Here is a 19786-nt window from a genome sequence, read left to right on the forward strand (position 1 = left end):
GGTGGGGGCGGGGATTGCGATGGCTTGGCCGGTTGCGTTGAGTGTCTGCTGGGGTGGGGGCGGGGATTGCGATGGCTTGGCCGGTTGCGCTGAGAATCCGCCGCGGCGAGGGCAGGGACCACAACGGCTTGGCGGTTGCTGTGCTCGGGTCCCGCGGTGGAGTTGCTGGCTGCGCTGAGCTTCCGGCGCGGCCCGGCGTTCGCGGGATGACTCGGCGGCGGAGCGGCTTGAGTAACTATGCGTGATCCAGTCGCGGGAAGCGGCGGTTTGCGCGGAGGCGATGTGCGCTCGTGGACCGGGAACGATGCCCGATTGTGCACGGGCGGGCCACCGTGGCAGTGAGCCGGAGTTCCCGAGCGGACCCGTTCCAGGAGGCTCCGGGCGGATCGCCGGCCGCGCACGCGAAAATGCGGGGGACGCCGCCGAAGGCGTCCCCCGCAGCACAGCCCGACCAACCCGGCCGAAGAGATCAGTCCGAAGTGGACTTCAACCCGCCCGGGTCGCCGTCGCCCGCGTCCTCGCCGCGTTCCATCGCGGAGTGGCGTTTGCCGTAGGCGAAGTAGATCACCATGCCGATCACGAACCAGATCGCGAAGCGCAGCCAGGTTTCCGGCTTCAGGAAGGTGATCAGCCAGATCGAGAACACCACGCCGATGATCGGGACCACCGGCATGCCCGGCGTCTTGAACGTGCGCGGCAGTTCCGGGCGCTTGTAGCGCAGCACGATCACCGCGATGCACACGACCACGAAGGCCAGCAGGATGCCGATGTTCGTCAGTTCCGCGGCCTCGCCGATGGGGAGCAGGCCCGCGATCAACGCCGAAGCGCCGCCCAGGATCCACGTGATGCGCGAAGGGACCTTGCGCACCGGATGGGTCTTTGAGAACCACTTCGGCAGCAGGCCGTCGCGGCTCATCGAGTAGCCCACGCGCGTCGCGCCCATCAAGAACGTGAACAGGACCGTCAGGATGCCGATGATGGCGCCCACCGCGATGATCGCGCCCAGCCAGCCGAGGCCGACCTTCGCGAACGCGCTCGAGAAGGCCGCTTCCGGGTTGATGTCGGTGTACTTCACCATGCCGGTCAGGACCAGGCAGGCCAGCACGTACAGCACCATCGAGATCGCCAGCGAGTAGATGATCGCCTTCGGCATGTGCTTCTGCGAGTCCTGAGACTCCTCCGCCGCGGTGGACATGGCGTCGTAGCCGAAGACCGCGAAGAACACCGTTGCCGCGCCGGTGAACGCGCCGCTGAGGCCGAACGGGAAGAAGTTGCTGTAGTTGCCGCTCTGGATGTGGAAGGCGCCGACCACGATCACCAGCAGCACCAGGCCGACCTTCAGGTACACCAGCAGCGTTTCGAAGCGCGCCGCGTTTTTCATGCCCTGGTTGAGAATGAAGGCGATCAGCAGGCAGAGCAGCACCGCGAACAGGTTGACCTTGTACGACCCTGGTTCGACTCCCGCGGGTTCGGTGCCGGGTGCGCCGGACATCCAGTGCGGCAGCGAGACGTGCAGGAAGCCCAGCAAGTCGTTGAAGTAGCCGGAAATCCCGATCGCGACCACGGACACGATCGCGGTGTACTCCAGCAGCAGGTCCCAGCCGATGAACCAGCCGACGATCTCGCCGAGCACGGCGTACCCGTAGGTGTAGGCCGATCCTGCGCGCGGGATGAGGCCGGCGAACTCGGCGTAGGAGAACGCCGCCGCGGCGCTCGCGATGCCCGCGATCAGGAATGAGATCAGCACGGCGGGGCCCGCGGTCTTGTTCGCGACCGCCCCGGCGAGCGAGAAGATGCCCGCGCCGATGATGCCGCCGACGCCGATCGCGGTCAGCTGCCGCAGGCCGAGCGTGCGCTGCAGGCCGCTTTCGCCGATCTGCTCGATGGTTTCGATCGGCTTCCGCCGGAAGATCCCGGACCCGGAGCCCAGGTTAGGGCCGCCGCGCGGAGCTGACATCGATGTCTCCTCAGACTGGTGGTTCGCAGGACCCGGGTTCCGGGCCTTGGCAGGGCACCGTACCCGGAGGCGCCGTGCCTGTCACCGACTCCAGAGTGTGACGATCTTGGCAGCCTGCTTCACCCGGTCGCGGAGTCGCCCTCGATGTCGCTGACCGTGGGCGCCGGCCGGGCGGCCGAGCGGATCGCGCCCGCGCAGAAGAACGTGAGCAGCTCCGCGACCTCGGCCGGATCGTCCAGCTGCGGGCAGTGGCCCCAGTCCTCGCGCACGACGAGCCTGCTGTGCGGCACCAGGGTGTGCAGCTTCCGCCCGGACGCGGCCGTCACCAGCTTGTCCTTGCCGCACGCGACCGCGAGCAGCGGGATCTTGATCTGGTCGAGCCGGTAGGCGTCGGCCAGCTCCGCGACCAGCTGCCGGGCTTCTTCGAGCCGGGACGTGGTGGCCCGGTAGTCGGGAAAGAGCGTGGTGAACCGCCGGACCTGGCCCGCGTCCGCCCGGCGCGAGTCGGCGTAGAGGATCCGCGGCACGAGCTGTTCGGCTACCGCGCGGACCAGGAAACCCGGCACCGGCAACGGAAGCGAGGAGTACAGCCGCAGCGGCAGCGGATTGCGCCCGACCGTGCGCACCAGCCACGAGTCGACGAAACCGGGCGCGGCGATCGACACCACGCCGTGGGTCGGCAGCCGGTGGTTCTGCGCCGCGCGCAGGCTCATCGTGCCGCCGAGCGAGTTGCCCGCGAGCACGACCGGGCCGAGCACGGCCTGCTCGCGCACCACCGCGGCGGTGAACGCGTCGAGCTGGGGCAGCATCGGGCCGGGGCGCAGCGGCTGCGCGTCGCCGAAGCCGGGAAGATCGACGGCGATCGCGGCGATGCCCGCCGCGGCTAGTTCTCCGAGTACCGGACGCCACGTGTCGGCACTGTCGCAATACCCGTGGAGCAACACGAGACGGGGAGCGCGGGGTTTCTCGGCACCCTTGCGGCGCGTCCGCTTCGGTGCGGGCGCCTCCGCGACGGGCGGGCCGACCTCCAGCACGCGCGTGCGGATCCCGGCGAAGCGCCGGAAGGATTCCCGGATCGGCTCCGGTTCGCTGGGGTGCCGACCGTCCCGGCCGGCCGGGACTGGCCGCTGCGTCGCGGTCATGTTCTCCAGGTTAACCGCCCAAGGTCGAGTTCTGGTGGAACTTCGGGGGTCACTATCTGATTGCGAAGCCGGGGTGTTGACGATTCACTGGAGAACAGGTAAAAGCGCTGGCCTGGGCGCATGCGACGACGAAAAGCCCAGGCCAGCGCGGTGCGATCAGGATCAGCGGGTGAAGACGATCTTGCCCGCGGTCTCCCCGGCGGCCATCGCGGCGAATCCCGCGGGGGCCTCCGTGAGCGGGAGCTCGGTGCCGATCTGCGGCTTGATGCCCTTCAGATCGAGGTAGGCGAGCAGATCGGCCAGCTCGTCGCGGGTGCCCATGGTCGAGCCGAGGACCCGCAGCTGCAGGAAGAACACCCGCTGCAGGTCGGCCGACGGGTCGGGGCCGCTGGTCGAACCGGACACCACGACCGCGCCGCCCGGCTTCAGCGATTTCAGCGTGTGGCCCCAGGTGGCCTTGCCGACGGTCTCGAACACCGCGTCCACCCGCTCGGGCAGCCGCGCGCCGGACTCGAACGTCTGGTGCGCGCCGACAGTCTCGGCCAGCGCGCGCTTCTCCTCGCTGCGCCCGGTGACCCACACCCGGAACCCGGCCGCGCGGCCGAGCGCGATGAGCGCGGTCGACACCCCGCCGGACGCGCCCTGCACCAGCATCGTCTGGCCGGGCCGCAGACCCGACTTCACGAACAGCATCCGGTACGCGGTGAGCCACGCGGTGCCCATCGTCGCGCCCTCGGCGAAGCTCAGTCCGGCCGGCTTCGGCACCGCGTTGCGGGCCGGGACCACGACCTGGTCGGCGAACGTGCCCTGGTGCTTTTCGGTGAGCAGGGTGCGCTTCGGGTCGAGCGTGTCGTCGCCCTGCCAGCCCGGCGCGTTGATCACCGAGTGCAGCACGACCTCAGTGCCGTCGTCGAGCGTGCCCGCTCCGTCGCAGCCGAGGATCATCGGGAACTGGTCGGGTTTGATGCCGACACCGCGCAAAGTCCACAGGTCGTGCATGTTCAGGCTGGCGGCTTTGACGTGCACCCGGACCCAGCCTTCGGGCACCTCGGGTTCCGGCCGCTCGCCGACGACCAGCGAATCGAGCGGGGACTCGGCGTTGGGTTCCTGCGCGTATACGGCGAACATGGCAGCAACCTACCTCCCCTGCCCGACCCGGCGCAGGCGAGCGCGCGTAGGCTCACACGCGTGTTCGAGGGCCTGGCCAACTGGTGGGACGGGGTCGAGCTGTGGCTTGCCCAAGCCTGGTTCCCCGTGCAGTTCGTGCTGGTGATGGCGGTGCTCGTGCCGCTCTGCCTGCTCGCCGCGTGGGCCATCGACAAGCTGGTCGAACGCTTCGGCCGCTGGTTCGGCACGGCCCGTGACGACGACGGTCCCGGCCGCTCCTAAGCTGGCACACCATGGTCAACCGTAGGCGGATCACCGCCGCGCTCGTCGGTCTCCTCGTGCTGGTGCTCGGCGGGTGGCTCGTCAAGGAAACCGCCGGCTCCCCGGATTCGCCGGCGCCCGCGTCCTCCTCGGGTGCTCCCGCCGCCGCTTCCGGGAAGGTGCCGGGGGCGGATTCCAAGCTGCCGGTCAAACCGTTGTCCTCGCTGCCTTCGCAGGCGAAAGACACGTGGAACCTGATCCAGAAGGGAGGGCCTTACCCGTATCCGCGCAATGACGACGTCGTCTTCCAGAACCGGGAAAAAGTGCTTCCCGCGGAGAAGAACGGCTATTACCACGAGTACACCGTGAAAACGCCGGGAAGCCCGGACCGAGGGGCGCGCCGGCTGATCACGGGGGCGGGGAAAGAGTTGTACTACACAGCGGATCATTACGCGTCGTTCGTCGTTGTGGATCCCGCACGGTGAGCGGGGAGACGGCGCGGGCCGCGGCGGACGCGGCGTTCGCGCGCGGGGCTTATCCGCATCGGGTCGACGGAACGCGGACGCTGGACAAGCTGTCGGCGCTGGACGCGATCGGCGAGGCGCTTTCTTTCCCGTCTTATTTCGGACGGAATCTGGACGCCTTGTACGACCTGCTCACGGATTTGTCCTGGCTGCCGTCCGGCGAGCACGTGCTGATCTGGACCGGGTCGGACGGATTGAAGGCGGCCGAGCCCAAGGCGTATCTGGCGGTGCGCAGCGTGTTGTCGGACGCGCAGCGCGCGATGGGCTCCGGCGAGCGGCGGCTGACCCTGGTGCTGGTGGATTCCTGACGGCCGTGAGGGGAACCCTGAGGGAATCAGATTCCCTGAGGGTTGCCCTCACCGACAGCGTCAGTCCTGCGGGACCCAGTTCGGCCTGCGCTTCTGGGCGAAAGCCTGGATGCCTTCCTGTCCTTCTTCGCTCGCGAAGAAGCCCGCGGACAAGGCGTTCATGCCGGCGAAGCCTTCGGCCGGGGTCGCCGGACGCGGGCGGGCCAGCAGTTCCTTCGTGGCGGCCAAGGCCTTCGGGCCGCCGAGGGTCAGCGACTTGAGGTAGCCCTCGACCGTCTTGTCCAGGTCCTCGGCAGGGACGCAGGCGTTCAGCAGGCCGATCTCCACCGCGCGCTTCGCGTCGAAGACGTCGCCGGTCAGGAAGAGTTCGTGCGCGGCCCGGGCGTTCAGCCTCGGGAGCACCGTCAGGCTGATGACCGCCGGGACGACGCCGATCCGGACCTCCGAGAAGGCGAACGTCGCTTCCGGGACCGCGACCGCGATGTCGCACGCGGCGACCATGCCGATGCCGCCCGCGCGAGCCGGGCCCGCCAGGCGTGCGACGACCGGTTTCGGGCTCGTCCACAGCTGGTCCAGGATCTGCGGGAACTCGTTCACGCCCTGGTCGGACGAACCGGCGCCACGGGCCTCCTTCAGGTCCATGCCCGCGCAGAAGACCGGACCGGTGTGGGTCAGCCGCACCACGCGCACCGCGTCGTCCTCGCGAGCCTTCGTCAGCGACTCGCTCAGTTCCCGCCGCAGCTGCGCCGACAGCGCGTTGCGGTTGTGCGGGGAGTCCAGGGTGATCGTGGCGATGCCGGCCGCCACCTCGTAGTGCACCAGTTCGTCAGCCATGCCTGACACTTTCGCACACCGCCTGCCGGGGAGCGGGTGTGAAGTTGATGCACGAAAACCCGTGCACGAAAACTCGTGCACCGCTATCTTGGGAGCATGGCAGAGCATCGTCCCGCTGATCTGAAGGCGCTCAAGGCGCTCGCGAACCCGCTGCGGCAGCGGATTCTCGAGGCGCTGGCCTCGTCTGGACCGGCGACGTCGACGACGCTCGCCGAGCGGTTGGGCGTGACCAGCGGCGGCACCAGTTACAACCTGCGGGTCTTGGCGGAGAACGGGTTCGTCGAGGAGCTTCCCGAACGCGCGCGCGGTCGGGAGCGCTGGTGGCGGGTGGCGGACTACGACCTGCGGCTGCCGCCCCCCGCGGAGCGAGACGATCCGGCCAAGGCGGCGATCGGCGAGCTGCACCGGCTCTGGCTTGCGGGCGACACCGAACTCTACGAGCGGTTCGAGCGTGAACGGCCGCGGCTCGGGGAGTGGGCGGACGCGATTCCGTACTCGCGCGGCGCGATCACCGTGACGCTGGACGAGCTGGGGGACTTCTTCGAGGCGTATCTCGCCTTGCTGCGGCGGTATCAGCGGCCGGACGACGAGACGCCGGAAGGGGCGCGCCGGGTCGAGACGCGGATGCTCGTGTTCCCGGCACCGGGGGGGGAAGGAGGCCGCCGGAGACTGAATCCGAGGAGGGCCCTGGGTGCCGAGCGGCCACTCGGCACCCAGGAATAAGGGAAAACGCGCACGATCTCCCGAAGCAAGGAGAACACTTCATGCTGCCCTGGGGCAAATCGCGGCTCGCCGCCGCGGTCCTCGTGCTGGGCTCGGTCCTGCCGGCCGCCCAGCCGGTATCAGCACAATCGTCCGCCGACCTCAGCTTCACTGGCTCGGGCGGAATCACGTTGCACGGCACGGTGTTCCGGCCGGACGGACCGGCGAAGTCCGCGATCGTCCTGCAAGGCGGTTCGGACTGGCGGACGCGGGACAACCTGCGGGTGCAGGCCGAGATGTTCACGCGGCTCGGCGTCACGGCACTCGTCTACGACCGGCGTGCCAGCGGTTATTCCACGATCCAGCGTGATTACGGCGTGCTGGCGGACGATCTGGTCTCGGCTGTCCGCGCGGTGCGGGCGCAGTCGGGAGCCGCGGAGGTCGGCGTCTGGGGACTCAGCGAGGGCGCGTGGGTCGCGCCGCTCGCCGCGACGCGGACGGCGGACATCTCGTATGTGATCACGGTCGGCGGATCCGGCTGGGGCGGCGCGAGGCAAACCTCGTGGTACTGGGGGAATGTCCTTCGCCACCAAGGGATTTCCGGTTCGCTGCGCACGACGTTGCCGGTGCGGGGAACGCGGTTCGTGGTCGGAGCGGGACTGTTCCCCGAGGCCGATTACGACCCGGTGCCGGTGTTGCGGCGGCTGAAACAGCCGATCCTGGCGTTGTGGGGCGATCTCGACATCAACCACGTACCGGTCGAAAGCTCCCGGATTTTCGCGGAAGCGCTGGCGCGGCACCCGAACCACACGATCCGGTTCATCGCCGGCGGCGGGCCGGATCTGTACGCGACCAGCGACGCCGGGTTCGACCGGCTGCCCCGGGTCGTGCCTGGCTATCCGGCGGCGGTCGCGGAGTGGCTGGCGGATCGGCAGGGCGTGCATGTCGAGACCGCGGCCTTCGCGCAGCGGCCGACGGAAGCGCTGCGGCCGTTGTCCTGGTGGGAATCTGTTTGGGCGCAAGGGATCGCGCTCGCCCTGCTGCTCGGCGGCTTCGTGGTCGGCGGCATCGTTGCGCTGGTGCGTCGCCAGGGGACCAGGTCGTCGCGGTGGCTGGCCGGACTGGGGACGGCGACGGTCGCCGGGTTCGCCGGAATGCTCGGCTGGGCGCAGTTGTCCGGGATGAAGGATCTCGGACCGGTGCTCGTCGGACGGCCATTGCCGTGGCTGGCGATGCAAGCGCTCGCGGTCGCGACCGTGGTGGCGTTGGCGGTGACTGTAAGCGGGCTGAGGAAACCGGACCGGCGGCGCGGGGCGGTCGCACCGCTCGTGGCCGGGCTGGTGTTCGTGCCGTGGGCGGTCTACTGGGGACTGTTGCTGCCGTGAACCGGGCGCGGCCACCCGGGCGCAGCGGGTGGCCGCGGTCCGGGTCAGCCGATGGTCGTGGTGGTGAAAACCGGGCTCGGGTTGGGGAAGCACGCCGTCGGCGCGGTCACGTCGCCGATGATGCTGCCGGCAACGGCCTTGAAGGTCAGGCCGGGATCGTCGTAGCTGGTGCCGGACAGTTTCGTCTCGATCTTGCCGGAGTCGCCTGCTTTGAGGTGCGCGGTGACGGTCGGCAGTTCGAAGGTCGAACCGCCGGCGATCGGGCCGGGGAAGCTCAGCGTCGCGACGCCGTCGGCGACGCTGATCGTCGGCGCGGTGTCGCCGAGGCCGGAGCCGCCGGCGAGGTCGGCGCTGACGTAGGTCGAGTTGGCCGGGACGGGGAACTTCAGCGCGAAGGTGTTGATGTTCTTGACCTTGTTGCCGCCCACGTCGCTCGGGACGGTGTTGGGCGCGGGGTCGATGACGACGTCGAACGCACCGCCGGGCGCGACCGTCGCGGGCGCGGTGACGTCGGCGTTCTGGGTCAGCGACACCTGCTGCGGGCCGACCACCGGTGCGTCGGCCTGGCAGTCGAAGGTGATCGCGGTCGCGGCGGACGCCGGGGCCGCGAGGGCGAGCGGAAGGGCGGCGACCGCCGTCAGCGCGGCCAGCCGGTAAAAGTGAGGTGCTTTCATCTGTGTGCTCCTGCCTGCGGGTTTCACGAGGGGAGAGAGAAAGCTGCGCAGCGATTAGAGAGTTACCGGCAGGTTAAGCAACGCGTCAAGAAGTGACCGTTCACGGGAGCGCACCGTGACGGCTAATGTGAATAGTGTTCACCTTGTGGCGGTAGGAGTGGCCTGAACGGCCGTTCGGGCCTACCGACGGTGGTCCGGCAGGGCGAGCCAGGCCAGTTCGGCCCAGCGTTGAGCGGTTCGGTCAGGCGGCGGTCCGCAGCAGCCCGGAGATCGCGGCGGCGTACCGGCCGATCACCACGTCCGCGACGCGCGGGTCGTCCGCGAGCGGCCCGGCGATGAACGCCTTCGGGTCGGCCTCGCGGGCCAGCACCGCGATCCGGTCCGGCAGCAGGCCGGGGGCCAGGAACCACGACGCCACCACGAGATGCCGTGCACCGCGGTCGCGCAGCCGGGCCGCGGCGGCCGGGATGTCCGGCTGGGCGGCGCTGGCGAAGGCCTCGCTCACCGGCAGGCCGAGCCGCTTTTCCCAGCGCGCGGCCACACCGGCGACGACGGCGTTGGCCTCGGGGTTCGAGGAGCCGACAGCGCTCAGCAGCACCCCGGTCCCGCCGCGGCGGCGGGCTCCGGAGAGACGGTCGAGGGCGACGGCTTCGAGGGCCGGATCGGCGCCGAGCACGTCCGACACCCGGATCCGGAACCCGGGGCACTCCGCGGCCACCTCGTCGACCAGCGCGGGCAGGTCGACCCGGGCGTGAAAAGCGCTGCCCAGCAACAACGGCACGACGACCGCGGAGCGGTGCCCCTGTGCGTAAAGCCCGCGCAGGACGTCGGTGACACGCGGCTCCGACAGGTCGAGGAACGACTCGTGCACCTCCAGCCCCGGCGCCTGCGCACGGACGACGTCGACCAGCGCCCGCACCGTCGCGGCGGAGCGGGGATCACGACTGCCGTGCGCGACGGCGACCAGGGGCGGCGTCACGAGAACCGTTCTCCGACGAGCCCGGCGGCGAGCGTGTCGCCGTCCTTCGGATCGATCACCAGGAACGCGCCGGTACGCGGGCTCACGCCGTAGTCGTCCACCGGCAGCGGCTCGGCCAGCCGCAGGCTGACGCTGCCGATGTCGTTGAGCTCCAGGCTTTCCGGAGAGTCCACACTGGACAGTTTCTGCTCGTCGAACCGGGCGTGCAACTCGGTGGCGAGTCCCTGCACGGTCCGGGCGCCGTGCTTGATCAGCACCCGCGCGCCGGTCTTGAGCGGCTTCGACGACAGCCAGCACAGCGTGCCGGTGATCTCGTCAGTGACCTCCGGCGACGCGTCGGCGGCCGCGATCAGGTCGCCGCGGCTGATGTCGATGTCGTCGGCGAGCAGCAGCGTCACCGAGGTTCCGGCGCCTGCTTCTTCCAGCGGACCGTCCGCGGTGTCGATCCGCTCGACCCGGCTGCGGATCCCCTGCGGCTGCACGACAATCTCGTCGCCAGGACGCACCGTTCCGGCGGCGATCTGACCGGCGTAGCCGCGGTAGTCCGGATACTCGGCGGTGCGCGGGCGGATCACGTACTGCACCGGGAACCGCAGCGCCGAATCGTGCGGATCCGGTGCCACCGGCACGGTTTCGAGGTGCTCCAGCAGCGACGGGCCGTCGTACCACGGGGTCTGCTCGGACCGCGTGGCCACGTTGTCGCCGACCAGCGCGGACACCGGGATGCTGACGACCGACGCCGAGTCGTAGCCCAGCGATTCCGCGTGCGCGGTGAACTCCTTGGCGATGACGCCGAAGGTGTTCTCGTCGTAGCCGACGAGGTCGATCTTGTTCACCGCCAGCACCAGCTGCGGCACGCCGAGCAGCGCGAGCACGGCCGCGTGCCGCCGGGTCTGCTCGACCACGCCGTTGCGCGCGTCGACCAGCAGCACCGCGAGCTGCGCGGTGGACGCGCCGGTGACCGTGTTGCGCGTGTACTGCACGTGCCCCGGGGTGTCGGCGAGCACGAACGACCGCTTCGGCGTGGCGAAGTACCGGTACGCGACGTCGATCGTGATGCCCTGCTCGCGCTCCGAGCGCAGGCCGTCGACGAGCAGCGAAAGGTCCGGAGTGGACAGTCCTTTGTCGACAGACGCGCGGGTGACCGCGTCGAGCTGGTCGGCGAGGACGGACTTGGTGTCGTACAGCAGCCGCCCGACCAGCGTGGACTTCCCGTCGTCCACGCTGCCCGCGGTGGCCAGCCTCAGCAGGCTCGACATCAGAAGTAGCCCTCCCGTTTGCGGTCTTCCATGGCCGCCTCGGACATCCGGTCGTCAGCGCGGGTGGCGCCGCGTTCGGTGAGCCGCGAGGCCTGCACCTCGGCGATGACCTCGTCCACGGTGGACGCCGTGGATTCGATCGCGCCGGTGCACGAACCGTCGCCGACGGTCCGGTAGCGCACGCTCAGCTCGCGCACGTCCTCGCCGGGACGCGGCCCGCCCCACGGGCCCTCGCTGAGCCACATGCCGTCGCGCTGGTAGACCGCGCGCTGGTGGGCGTAGTAAATCGAAGGCAGCTCGACCTTTTCCCGCGCGATGTAGTTCCACACGTCCGCCTCGGTCCAGTTGGACAGCGGGAACACGCGCACCTGCTCGCCCGGACGGTGCCGTCCGTTGTAGAGATTCCACAGCTCCGGCCGCTGCCGGCGCGGCTCCCACTGGCCGAAAGCGTTGCGCAGGCTGAAGATCCGCTCCTTCGCGCGCGCCCGCTCCTCGTCCCGGCGGCCGCCGCCGAAGACCGCGTCGAATTTGTTCTCCGCGATCGTCTCCAGCAGCGGCGTGGTCTGCAGCGGGTTGCGCAGGCCGTCGGCGCGTTCCTCGAGCCTGCCGTCGTCGATCCAGTCCTGGACCTTCGCGACGACCAGGCGCAGCCCGTGCTTTTCGACGACGCGGTCGCGGAACCGCAGGACCTCGTCGAAGTTGTGCCCGGTGTCCACGTGCAGCAGCGGGAACGGCACCGGCGCGGGCCAGAAGGCCTTGATCGCCAGGTGCAGCATCAGCGTCGAGTCCTTGCCGCCGGAGAACAGGATCACCGGCCGGTCGAACTCGCCCGCGACCTCGCGGAAGATGTGGACGGCCTCGGACTCCAAGGCGGCCAGGTTGTCGACGGCCGCGTCCGCCGCCGGTTCCAAAGTCGTCATGCGTCCTCTCTCAGCCGTGCAATCCGCACTCGGTCTTCGACTGGCCCGCCCACCGGCCGCTGCGCGGATCCTGACCCGGCTCGACCTTCGCCGTGCACGGGGCGCAGCCGATCGAGAGGTAGCCGATCGACACCAGCGGATTCTCCAGAATCCCGTTCTCGTGCAGGTAGCCGTTGAACTCGTCGTCGGTCCACGCCGCGATCGGGTTGACCTTCACCAGGCCGTTGCGCTCGTCCCAGGTGACGATCGGCGTGTTCGCGCGAGTCGGCGCGTCCACCCGGCGCACGCCGGTGACCCACGCCGAGTACTTGCCGAGCGTCTGCCGCAGCGGCACGACCTTGCGCAGGAAACAGCACTGGCCGGGGTCGCGTTCGTGCAGTTTCGGCCCGTACTCCGCGTCCTGTTCGGCGACGCTCTGCTCGGCCTGTGCGTCGACGATCCGCACGTCCGGGTACACCGTCCGCACCGCGTCGCGCACCCCGAGGGTTTCGGCGAAGTGGTAGCCGGTCTCCAGGAACAGCACGTCCACCGCGGGCTTGACCTTCGTGGCGAGGTCGATCAGCACGGCGTCCTGCATGTTCGACGCCACGATGAAGTCGTCGCCGAAGGTCTCGGCCGTCCAGCGCAGCGCCTCTTCGGCGGTCGCGTCGGCCAGTTCCTTCTCGGCGCGTTCGGCCAGCGCCCGGTAGTCCGCCACCGCGGTCACTGCAGCACCCCTTCGTCCGCCCGCAACGCCCACTGGGGGAAGCGTTCGCCCGGTTCGCGGCCCGCGACGTACGCGCGCACCACGCGTTCCACGTACTCGACCAGTTCGCCCGCGGTGACCTTGTGCCCGCGCAGCTTGCGGCCGAAGCCGGCGTCGAGGCCGAGCCCGCCGCCGAGGTGCACCTGGAAACCCTCGACCTGGTTGCCCTCGGCGTCGGTGACGATCTGGCCCTTGAGCCCGATGTCCGCGGTCTGCACGCGGGCACACGAGTTGGGGCAGCCGTTGAGGTGCACCGTGACCGGCGTTTCCAGCTGGGCGTTGATGTCGGCGAGCGACTTCTCCAGATCCGCGACCAGCTGCTGCGCGCGCACCTTCGTCTCGACGATCGCGAGCTTGCAGAACTCCAGTCCGGTGCACGCCATCACGCTGCGCCGCCACGGCGACGGCTTGGTTTGCAGGCCCAGTTCGGCCAGGTCCGTCTCCAGGGCGGGGACCTTGTCCTCGGGGACGTCGAGCACGACCAGCTTCTGGTGCGGGGTCAGCCGGACCCGCCGCGATCCGGCCCGTTCGGCGGCGTCGGCGACGGCGACCAGCGTGCTGCCCGACACCCGTCCGGCGATCGGCGCGGCGCCGACGTAACAGTTGCCGTCCTTCTGCCGGTGCACGCCGACGTGGTCGATCGGGGTCGCGGGGTTCTCCGGCGGCGGGCCGTCGATCAGCTTCCGCTTGAGGTACCCGGTTTCGAGGACCTCGCGGAATTTCTCCGCGCCCCAGTCCTTGACCAGGAACTTCAGCCGGGCCCGCGAGCGCAGCCGCCGGTAGCCGTAGTCGCGGAAGATCGAGACGACGCCCTCCCACACCTGCGGCACCTCCTCCAGCGGAACCCACGCGCCGAGCCGCTGCGCGAGCATCGGGTTGGTGGAGAGCCCGCCGCCGACCCACAGGTCGAAGCCGGGTCCGTGCTCGGGGTGCTCGACCCCGACGAAGGCGATGTCGTTGATCTCGTGCACGATGTCCGGCAGCCCGGAGATCGCGGTCTTGAACTTGCGCGGCAGGTTGGCGAACCGGGGGTCGCCGATGTAGCGGTCGAGGATCTCGTCGATCGCGGGAGTGGCGTCGAGCACCTCGTTCTCGGCGATGCCGGCCACCGGGGAGCCGAGCACGACGCGCGGGCAGTCGCCGCAGGCCTCGGTCGTGGTCAGGCCCGCGTTCTCCAGCCGGGACCAGATGGAGGGCACGTCCTCGATCTCGATCCAGTGGTACTGGACGTTCTGCCGGTCGCTGATGTCGGCGGTGTCGCGCGCGTGCTCCCGCGAGATCTCGCCGACCACCCGCAGCTGCTCGGTGGTGAGCGCGCCGCCGTCGATGCGGACGCGCATCATGAAGTAGCGGTCGTCCAGCTCCTCGGGCTCCAGCAGCGCGGTGCGGCCGCCGTCGATGCCGGGCTTGCGCTGGGTGTAGAGGCCGAACCAGCGGAACCGGCCGCGGAGGTCGCCGGGATCGATGGAGTCGAAACCCCGGTGCGCGTAGATGTTCTCGATCCGCGAGCGGACGTTGAGCGGGCTGTCGTCCTTCTTCGAGCGCTCGTTCGGGTTCAGCGGCTCCCGGTAGCCGAGCGCCCACTGGCCCTCGCCGCGCTTCTGGCGAGTCCGAGGCGTGCGGCCCTTCGCGGGCGTTTCACGCGGGGGTGCGGACATGGAGATCCTCCGGGCGGGGTGGTCGAGGCGGCTCCGCCGCGGCGTCGGCGCGGGGCGGGCCGGTGGTCCAGGTGGTGGGCTGGGCAGGCTTTGCGCGGGAGTCAGCGAACAGGCCGGCAGAGCGCGCTCGCGACCCGGACAAGGTCGACGTGGCGGCGCGCCACGAGAAGGACACCGGCAGGACTCACCGGCTCAGATTGCCACGCGGGCCGAACGTCGTCCAAGGGCGTCCGGATCGTGGGAGAAGGCTCACCTCAGGGGTGCGTAACCGCCTCGGATGTGCCTAGGCCGGTCGATCTGCCAGGTCTTTCCCGGCTTTCGGACCCTGCCTGAGACGGTGTTGACCGCTTGCCGGCGGAGGTTGCGCCGGGTGGCGCATCGTTCGGCGGCCGAACTTTCCTCCGGGTGGCTCAGGGCAATGCCCGGAACTTGAGCCGCTTTTCCTGCCGGGGGAATGCCGCGAGCGCGCCTGTCCAGGTCGAAGGGCTGACGGGAGGGCTTGTCGTCCGTGAGGGCCCTTGAGGGCATCTAAGGCCGTGAAGGGGCCCCTCGCGGACTCGCGGTCCGGCGTCATCAGCAGTCGCCTCGGCGCTGTCAGCCTCGTCGATCCGCGCAGGCGCGCTCGGCGGCACCCGCAGTTCCAGGTATTGGGCGCGGGGGCACGCGGCGGCCCGCACGCGGCGGGGGAGAATGGACGTCGTGCCTGTTCCCGACACCCACCGTCCTCCTGCCGGACTGCCTGCAACCGCGCTCGCGGGCCTCGGCACCCGTCCGTTCGGCGTGTACGTCCACGTGCCGTTCTGCGCGACCCGCTGCGGTTACTGCGACTTCAACACCTACACCGCGGGCGAACTCGGCTCCGCTGCCTCGCCCCGGTCGTGGCTGGACGCGCTGCGTCGCGAGCTGGAGCTCGGCGCGGAGATCCTCGGCAGCGCACCGCGGGCCGAGACAGTGTTCGTCGGCGGCGGGACCCCGTCCATGCTCGGCGCGGACGGGCTGGCCGAGGTGCTCGACGGCGTCCGCTCGGTGTTCGGGCTCGCGCCGGGCGCGGAGGTGACGACCGAGTCGAATCCGGAGTCCACTTCGCCCGGGTTCTTCGCGGGCATCCGTGCCGCGGGCTACACCCGGGTATCGCTGGGCATGCAGTCCGCGGCCCGCCACGTGCTGAAGGTGCTCGACCGCGTGCACACCCCCGGCCGGCCGGTCGACGCCGCGCGCGAGGCCCGGGCGGCCGGGTTCGAGCACGTCAACCTCGACCTTATTTACGGCACGCCGGGCGAGCGCGTCGAAGATCTGCGTGCGTCGCTCGACGCGGTGCTGTCGGCGGGAGTCGACCACGTGTCGGCGTACGCGCTGATCGTCGAGGACGGGACCGCGCTGGCCCGCCGGGTGCGGCGCGGCGAGGTGCCCGCGCCGGACGACGACACGCTGGCCAGCTACTACGAGATGATCGACTCTGTCCTCGCCGGTGCGGGCCTGACCTGGTACGAGGTGTCGAACTGGGCGGCCGGCGAGGCGGCGCGGTGCCGCCACAACCTCGGCTACTGGCAGGGCGGCGACTGGTGGGGCGCCGGTCCGGGGGCGCACAGCCACGTCGGCGGCGTGCGGTGGTGGAACGTCAAGCATCCGGCGAAGTACTCCAGCCTGCTCGCGGAAGGACGGAGTCCGGAAGCCGGCCGCGAGGTGCTCACTCCGGAGGACCAGCACCTGGAGCGGATCATGCTGGAGCTTCGGATCTCGGACGGACTGGCGTTGTCCGCACTCGACGAGGCCGGAGTCAAGCAGGCCCGGGCGGCCGCCGCGGAGGGCCTGCTCGAAGTGTCCGATGTGGACAGCCGGGGCCGTGCGGTGCTGACGGATCGGGGCCGCCTGCTCGCGGATGCCGTGGTCCGGAGGCTGGCCGGCTGAATTTTCGCCTGCCGGGCATAAATCCGTTCGATCGTTTGTTGGGCTAAGCATACGAGCGAGGGAGACGCGTATGCCGCAGGCGGTCAGGTACGGCGAACACGGCGGGATCGAAGTGCTGCAGCTGGCCGAAGTGCCCCGGCCGGCACCGGAATCCGGGCAGGTGCTCGTGCGGGTCCGGGCCGCGGGGATCAATCCGGGGGAAGCGAAGATCCGGATGGGCGCGCTGGCGGAACGCTGGCCGTCCGCCTTCCCGTCCGGGCAGGGCAGCGACCTGGCCGGAGTGGTGGTCGAGCTGGGTGCGGAGGTCGAAGAAATCCAGGTGGGGGACGAGGTCGTCGGCTTCGTGCACACTCGCTCCAGTCACGCCGAGTACGTGCTCGTCCCGGCGGAGCATCTCGTCCCGAAGCCGGGCGGGCTGTCGTGGGAGGTCGCGGGCGGCTTGTTCGTCGCCGGGACCACCGCCTACGCCGCGGTCCGCGCGGTGTGCCCGCGCGAGGGAGAGACGATCGTCGTGTCCGGGGCTGCTGGCGGGGTCGGCTCGCTGGCCGTGCAGCTGGCGAAGCTCACCGGCGCGACCGTGATCGGCATTGCCGGCGAAGCGAACCACGAGTGGTTGCGCGAGCACGATGTCGTTCCGATCGCATACGGAGAAGGGCTCGAAGAGCGGCTCCGGGAACTGACCGGTGGCGAGGTGCACGCGTTCATCGACACTTATGGCGACGGGTATGTCGAACTCGGGCTGCGGCTCGGCGTCTATCCCGGCCGCATCGACACGGTGGTCGACTTCGACGCCGCCGAGAAGTACCGGGTGAAGACCGAGGGCAACATGGCCGGGGCGAGCGCCGAGGTCATGCGCGACCTCGTTGCCTTGGCGGACAAGGGATTGCTCGACGTCGAGGTCGCCGCGACGTACCCGCTGGCCGAGGTCCAGGCCGCCTACCGCGAGCTGGAACAGGGACACACGCGCGGCAAGATCGTGCTCACTTTCTGACCATCGCCGCCAGCCCGGCCACGAACGCCTCCAGTGCGAATTCGAGCCGGGCCTGACTGGTGTCCGCGGTGAAGAATTCCCCGGCCTGCAACAGGTTCGGGAACGCGCTCGCGGGCAGCGACCGCATGTAGCCCGCCATCTGCCGCTCGCGTTCGCTCATTTTCTCCGGGTCGTAATCGCCGAACGTCCAGCCGCTGGCTTCGTAGGCGAAAGCCTTGGTGTACGTGCTCAGCGCGTCGCTGGCGAACATCGCCTGCCGCAGATCCAGTCCGCCCGCGCGCAGCAGCTGAAGCATGACCTCGCCCTGCCGCAACGAATTCGGCGTCACCGGAATCGGCGTCTGCCACGCGACTTTCGCGATGCCCGGATACGCCACCATTGCCTGGATCTGGTGCCGTACTTGCTCTTTGACCTGTTCGGTCCACCGCCGCGGGTCCGGCTCGGGGCACGGCACCTCGCTCAGTGCCGCGTCGAGCAGGAGTTCGTCGAGTTCCTCTTTGCTGGCCACGTACGCGTACAGCGACGCGGGCCCGGTCTCCAGCTGCTGCGCGACCCGGCGCATCGAGACGGCGTCGATGCCCTCGGCGGCGAGGATTTCGAGCGCGGTTTTCACGATCAGTTCCTGCGACAGCATCTGCTTCGCGGCGCGCCGGCGCGGGCTCGGCGTCCGGCGCCAGGGCGGGGGCGGTGCGGTCATCCCCGAAGCCTAGACGACCCCCGCGCTTGACGCGAACGCCGTTCGTGAGTACAACTGGACCTCGTACGCGAACGACGTTCGTTAAGGAGAGAAACCATGTCGCAGCGCGAAGAAGTCCTGTCCGTCCTTGACCGGCTCGCCGACGCTTGGAACAGCGGAGACGGCGACGCATACGGCGCCTGCTTCACCGAAGACGCCGATTACGTCACCTTCTTCGGGCTCCGCTCCGAGGGCCGTCAGGCGATCGCGGACTCGCACCGGGAGCTGTTCCAGGGGCCGCTGAAAGGCTCGAAACTCACCGGCTTCGGCGAACCGCGCGTGCGGTTCCTGCGGGACGACGTCGCGGTCATCGTGACCGGCGGCGGCTCGTCGCTGACCGGAGGCGAAGACCCGGCGGCGGAGGGCCGGGAAAGCACGCTGACCTATGTCCTGGTGCGGGGCGACGCGGGCTGGCGGATCACCGCGTTCCAGAACACGCGGGTGTCGAAGCCGTGGGAAGCATGAGAACGATCGTCGAGGTCTCCGGAGTCGTCTCCGCCGCGCCCGCGGAGGTGTTCGCGCGGCTGGAAAAGCGGTTGACCGCGGCGGCCTGTTCGATGAAGCTGGAAGTGGACCGCGATCGCCGGTTCCTCGCCGCGCAAGGCGGCTGGTGGTACCGCGGGGAGTACGAGGTCGCCGCCGGCCCGGCCGGTTCCCTCGTCACCCACCGGATCCGGAATGCGGCGACCGGGCAGTGGTGGGCGGTGCTGGCGGCGAACCGGCTCTTCCTCGGGTTCCGGGAGCGGGTCAGGGCCGGTTTCCTGACGGCGCTCCCCGGACTCGCGGACGACGGCACTGGGCGGAACGGGTGAAGGCGCGTACCGTGGAAGCCGCTACTTAGGTAAACCTTACTGAAACAGGGGTGTTCGATGGCCGAAGGTCCGGCGCGCAAGGGGAGGACCGCGGTGCGGCTGGAGGTGCTGCGCAAGGAGCACCTCACTCCGCACATGATCCGGATCGTGGCCGGCGGCGAGGGACTTCGCGATTTCCGCCCGAACGAGTTCACCGACGCGTACGTGAAGGTGATCTTCAAGGTGGACGGAGTGGAGTATCCGGAGCCGTTCGACCTGAACCGGATCCGCGAGGAACTGCCGCGCGAGCACGCGCCGCGGATGCGCACGTACACGGTCCGCTCGTACGACGAGGCCGCGGGCGAACTGGTGCTCGACTTCGTGGTGCACGGCGACGAGGGGCTCGCCGGGCCGTGGGCGCAGCGCGCACAGCCTGGTGACGAGCTGCTGCTGGCCGGTCCGGGCGGGGCGTACGCGCCGCGCCCCGACGCCGGCTGGCACCTGCTGGTGGGCGACGAATCGGCGGTGCCCGCCATCGCCGCCGCGCTGGAGGCGCTGCCGCCCGGAGCGCTGGCGCACGTGTTCTTGCTCGTGGCGGACAAGGCGGAGCACCAGCCGCTCGCGACCAAGGCCGACGCGCAGGTCACGTGGCTGCACCGTTCGGCGTCCGACGATCTGGTGGCGGCGGTGAAGGCGCTGCCGTGGCCGGACGAGAACGTGCACGCGTTCGTCCATGGCGAGGCCGGTTTCGTGCGGGAGCTGCGGCGGTACCTCTTCGACGAGCGCGGTGTCGCGCGGGACGCGGTGTCGCTGTCCGGATACTGGCGCGAAGGCAAGAACGACGAGGCCTGGCGCGAGGAAAAGGCAGCGGAGCGGAACACGGCGAGCCCGGCGTAAGGTCGCCG

General features: G+C 70.0%; 22 protein-coding genes. 10 read left to right on the forward strand and 12 right to left on the reverse strand.

Annotated features, from left to right (window positions below):
• Window positions 1-469: 469 nt before the first annotated feature.
• The 3 genes from BM362_RS14350 to BM362_RS14360 form a co-directional block, all read right to left on the reverse strand.
• Window positions 470-1957 carry an amino acid permease gene (locus tag BM362_RS14350; RefSeq protein WP_067586262.1) on the reverse strand — a complete coding sequence of 496 codons (1488 nt, stop codon included), beginning with the start codon at window positions 1955-1957 and terminating at the stop codon, window positions 470-472.
• Between the two features lie 119 nt (window positions 1958-2076).
• Window positions 2077-3099, reverse strand: coding sequence for an alpha/beta fold hydrolase (locus tag BM362_RS14355; protein WP_093573461.1), 1023 nt, complete (start codon window positions 3097-3099; stop codon window positions 2077-2079).
• A gap of 162 nt (window positions 3100-3261) precedes the next feature.
• Window positions 3262-4227 (reverse strand): zinc-binding dehydrogenase, encoded by a 966-nt coding sequence (locus tag BM362_RS14360; RefSeq protein WP_067586269.1) that lies wholly within the window; start codon window positions 4225-4227, stop codon window positions 3262-3264.
• A gap of 60 nt (window positions 4228-4287) precedes the next feature.
• Here BM362_RS14360 and BM362_RS14365 point away from each other — a divergent pair, with 60 nt between their 5' ends.
• Genes BM362_RS14365 through BM362_RS14375 form a run of 3 tightly spaced genes read left to right on the forward strand, consistent with a single transcriptional unit; the run spans window position 4288 to window position 5299 of the window.
• A complete protein-coding gene (locus BM362_RS14365) occupies window positions 4288-4488 on the forward strand; it encodes a hypothetical protein (RefSeq protein ID WP_037813693.1) in 201 nt (66 codons plus the stop codon).
• An 11-nt stretch (window positions 4489-4499) separates the two neighbouring features.
• Window positions 4500-4952: a guanyl-specific ribonuclease gene (locus tag BM362_RS14370; RefSeq protein ID WP_093573462.1), complete on the forward strand. Its 453-nt coding sequence runs from the start codon at window positions 4500-4502 to the stop codon at window positions 4950-4952.
• Window positions 4949-5299, forward strand: a complete 351-nt coding sequence (locus BM362_RS14375; protein WP_093573463.1) for a barstar family protein — start codon at window positions 4949-4951, stop codon at window positions 5297-5299. The genes BM362_RS14370 and BM362_RS14375 overlap by 4 nt, the downstream gene beginning before the upstream one ends.
• Before the next feature lie 60 nt (window positions 5300-5359).
• Here BM362_RS14375 and BM362_RS14380 read toward each other — a convergent pair whose 3' ends face one another.
• A complete protein-coding gene (locus BM362_RS14380; protein ID WP_093573464.1) occupies window positions 5360-6133 on the reverse strand; it encodes an enoyl-CoA hydratase-related protein in 774 nt (257 codons plus the stop codon).
• Between the two features lie 96 nt (window positions 6134-6229).
• Between BM362_RS14380 and BM362_RS14385 the strand changes: the two genes are divergently transcribed.
• Window positions 6230-6856, forward strand: a complete 627-nt coding sequence (locus BM362_RS14385; RefSeq protein ID WP_093573465.1) for an ArsR/SmtB family transcription factor — start codon at window positions 6230-6232, stop codon at window positions 6854-6856.
• Between the two features lie 41 nt (window positions 6857-6897).
• Window positions 6898-8220 (forward strand): alpha/beta hydrolase family protein, encoded by a 1323-nt coding sequence (locus BM362_RS14390; RefSeq protein ID WP_093573466.1) that lies wholly within the window; start codon window positions 6898-6900, stop codon window positions 8218-8220.
• A gap of 44 nt (window positions 8221-8264) precedes the next feature.
• Here the strand turns inward: BM362_RS14390 and BM362_RS14395 are convergent, their stop codons facing one another.
• The 7 genes from BM362_RS14395 to BM362_RS50520 all read right to left on the reverse strand — a co-directional run bounded on the left by BM362_RS14395 (window position 8265) and on the right by BM362_RS50520 (window position 14643).
• Window positions 8265-8894, reverse strand: a complete 630-nt coding sequence (locus BM362_RS14395) for a cyclase (RefSeq protein WP_093573467.1) — start codon at window positions 8892-8894, stop codon at window positions 8265-8267.
• Window positions 8895-9135: 241 nt separating this feature from the next.
• Window positions 9136-9873: a sirohydrochlorin chelatase gene (locus BM362_RS14400; RefSeq protein ID WP_067586285.1), complete on the reverse strand. Its 738-nt coding sequence runs from the start codon at window positions 9871-9873 to the stop codon at window positions 9136-9138.
• Window positions 9870-11132, reverse strand: a complete 1263-nt coding sequence (locus BM362_RS14405; protein WP_093573468.1) for a sulfate adenylyltransferase subunit 1 — start codon at window positions 11130-11132, stop codon at window positions 9870-9872. Before BM362_RS14405 ends, BM362_RS14400 begins: the two co-directional genes overlap by 4 nt.
• Complete coding sequence (gene cysD, locus BM362_RS14410; RefSeq protein WP_067586289.1) at window positions 11132-12052, reverse strand: sulfate adenylyltransferase subunit CysD; 921 nt, start codon at window positions 12050-12052, stop codon at window positions 11132-11134. Before cysD ends, BM362_RS14405 begins: the two co-directional genes overlap by 1 nt.
• A 10-nt stretch (window positions 12053-12062) precedes the next feature.
• Window positions 12063-12758, reverse strand: coding sequence for a phosphoadenylyl-sulfate reductase (locus tag BM362_RS14415; RefSeq protein ID WP_093573469.1), 696 nt, complete (start codon window positions 12756-12758; stop codon window positions 12063-12065).
• Complete coding sequence (locus BM362_RS14420; protein ID WP_067586294.1) at window positions 12755-14455, reverse strand: nitrite/sulfite reductase; 1701 nt, start codon at window positions 14453-14455, stop codon at window positions 12755-12757. The genes BM362_RS14415 and BM362_RS14420 overlap by 4 nt, the downstream gene beginning before the upstream one ends.
• Window positions 14456-14556: 101 nt before the next feature.
• Entirely contained in the window at window positions 14557-14643 is an 87-nt protein-coding gene (locus BM362_RS50520; protein WP_369805942.1) for a putative leader peptide, read from the reverse strand.
• Window positions 14644-15145: 502 nt separating this feature from the next.
• Between BM362_RS50520 and hemW the strand changes: the two genes are divergently transcribed.
• Both hemW and BM362_RS14430 read left to right on the forward strand, forming a co-directional pair.
• Window positions 15146-16363, forward strand: coding sequence for a radical SAM family heme chaperone HemW (gene hemW / locus BM362_RS14425; protein WP_067586297.1), 1218 nt, complete (start codon window positions 15146-15148; stop codon window positions 16361-16363).
• Window positions 16364-16433: 70 nt separating this feature from the next.
• Window positions 16434-17354 carry an NADP-dependent oxidoreductase gene (locus BM362_RS14430; protein ID WP_093573470.1) on the forward strand — a complete coding sequence of 307 codons (921 nt, stop codon included), beginning with the start codon at window positions 16434-16436 and terminating at the stop codon, window positions 17352-17354.
• On the opposite strand, the gene BM362_RS14435 is transcribed toward BM362_RS14430, so the two are convergent.
• The gene (locus BM362_RS14435; RefSeq protein ID WP_093573471.1) at window positions 17344-18051 is read right to left on the reverse strand and encodes a TetR/AcrR family transcriptional regulator; all 708 of its coding nucleotides are present in this window, start codon (window positions 18049-18051) and stop codon (window positions 17344-17346) included. The two genes, BM362_RS14430 and BM362_RS14435, sit on opposite strands and share 11 nt — an antisense overlap.
• Before the next feature lie 96 nt (window positions 18052-18147).
• Between BM362_RS14435 and BM362_RS14440 the strand changes: the two genes are divergently transcribed.
• From BM362_RS14440 to BM362_RS14450, 3 genes are read left to right on the forward strand one after another with little or no spacing between them, the layout of a single operon-like run.
• Window positions 18148-18555 (forward strand): SgcJ/EcaC family oxidoreductase, encoded by a 408-nt coding sequence (locus BM362_RS14440; RefSeq protein ID WP_067586303.1) that lies wholly within the window; start codon window positions 18148-18150, stop codon window positions 18553-18555.
• Window positions 18552-18902 (forward strand): hypothetical protein, encoded by a 351-nt coding sequence (locus BM362_RS14445; protein ID WP_067586306.1) that lies wholly within the window; start codon window positions 18552-18554, stop codon window positions 18900-18902. Before BM362_RS14440 ends, BM362_RS14445 begins: the two co-directional genes overlap by 4 nt.
• Window positions 18903-18959: 57 nt before the next feature.
• On the forward strand, window positions 18960-19778 hold the full coding sequence (locus BM362_RS14450; protein ID WP_067586309.1) for a siderophore-interacting protein: 819 nt from the start codon (window positions 18960-18962) through the stop codon (window positions 19776-19778).
• The last annotated feature ends 8 nt before the right edge of the window (window positions 19779-19786 follow it).

The sequence above is a fragment of the Amycolatopsis rubida genome (assembly GCF_900115345.1).
Classification (GTDB): Bacteria; Actinomycetota; Actinomycetes; order Mycobacteriales; family Pseudonocardiaceae; genus Amycolatopsis; species Amycolatopsis rubida.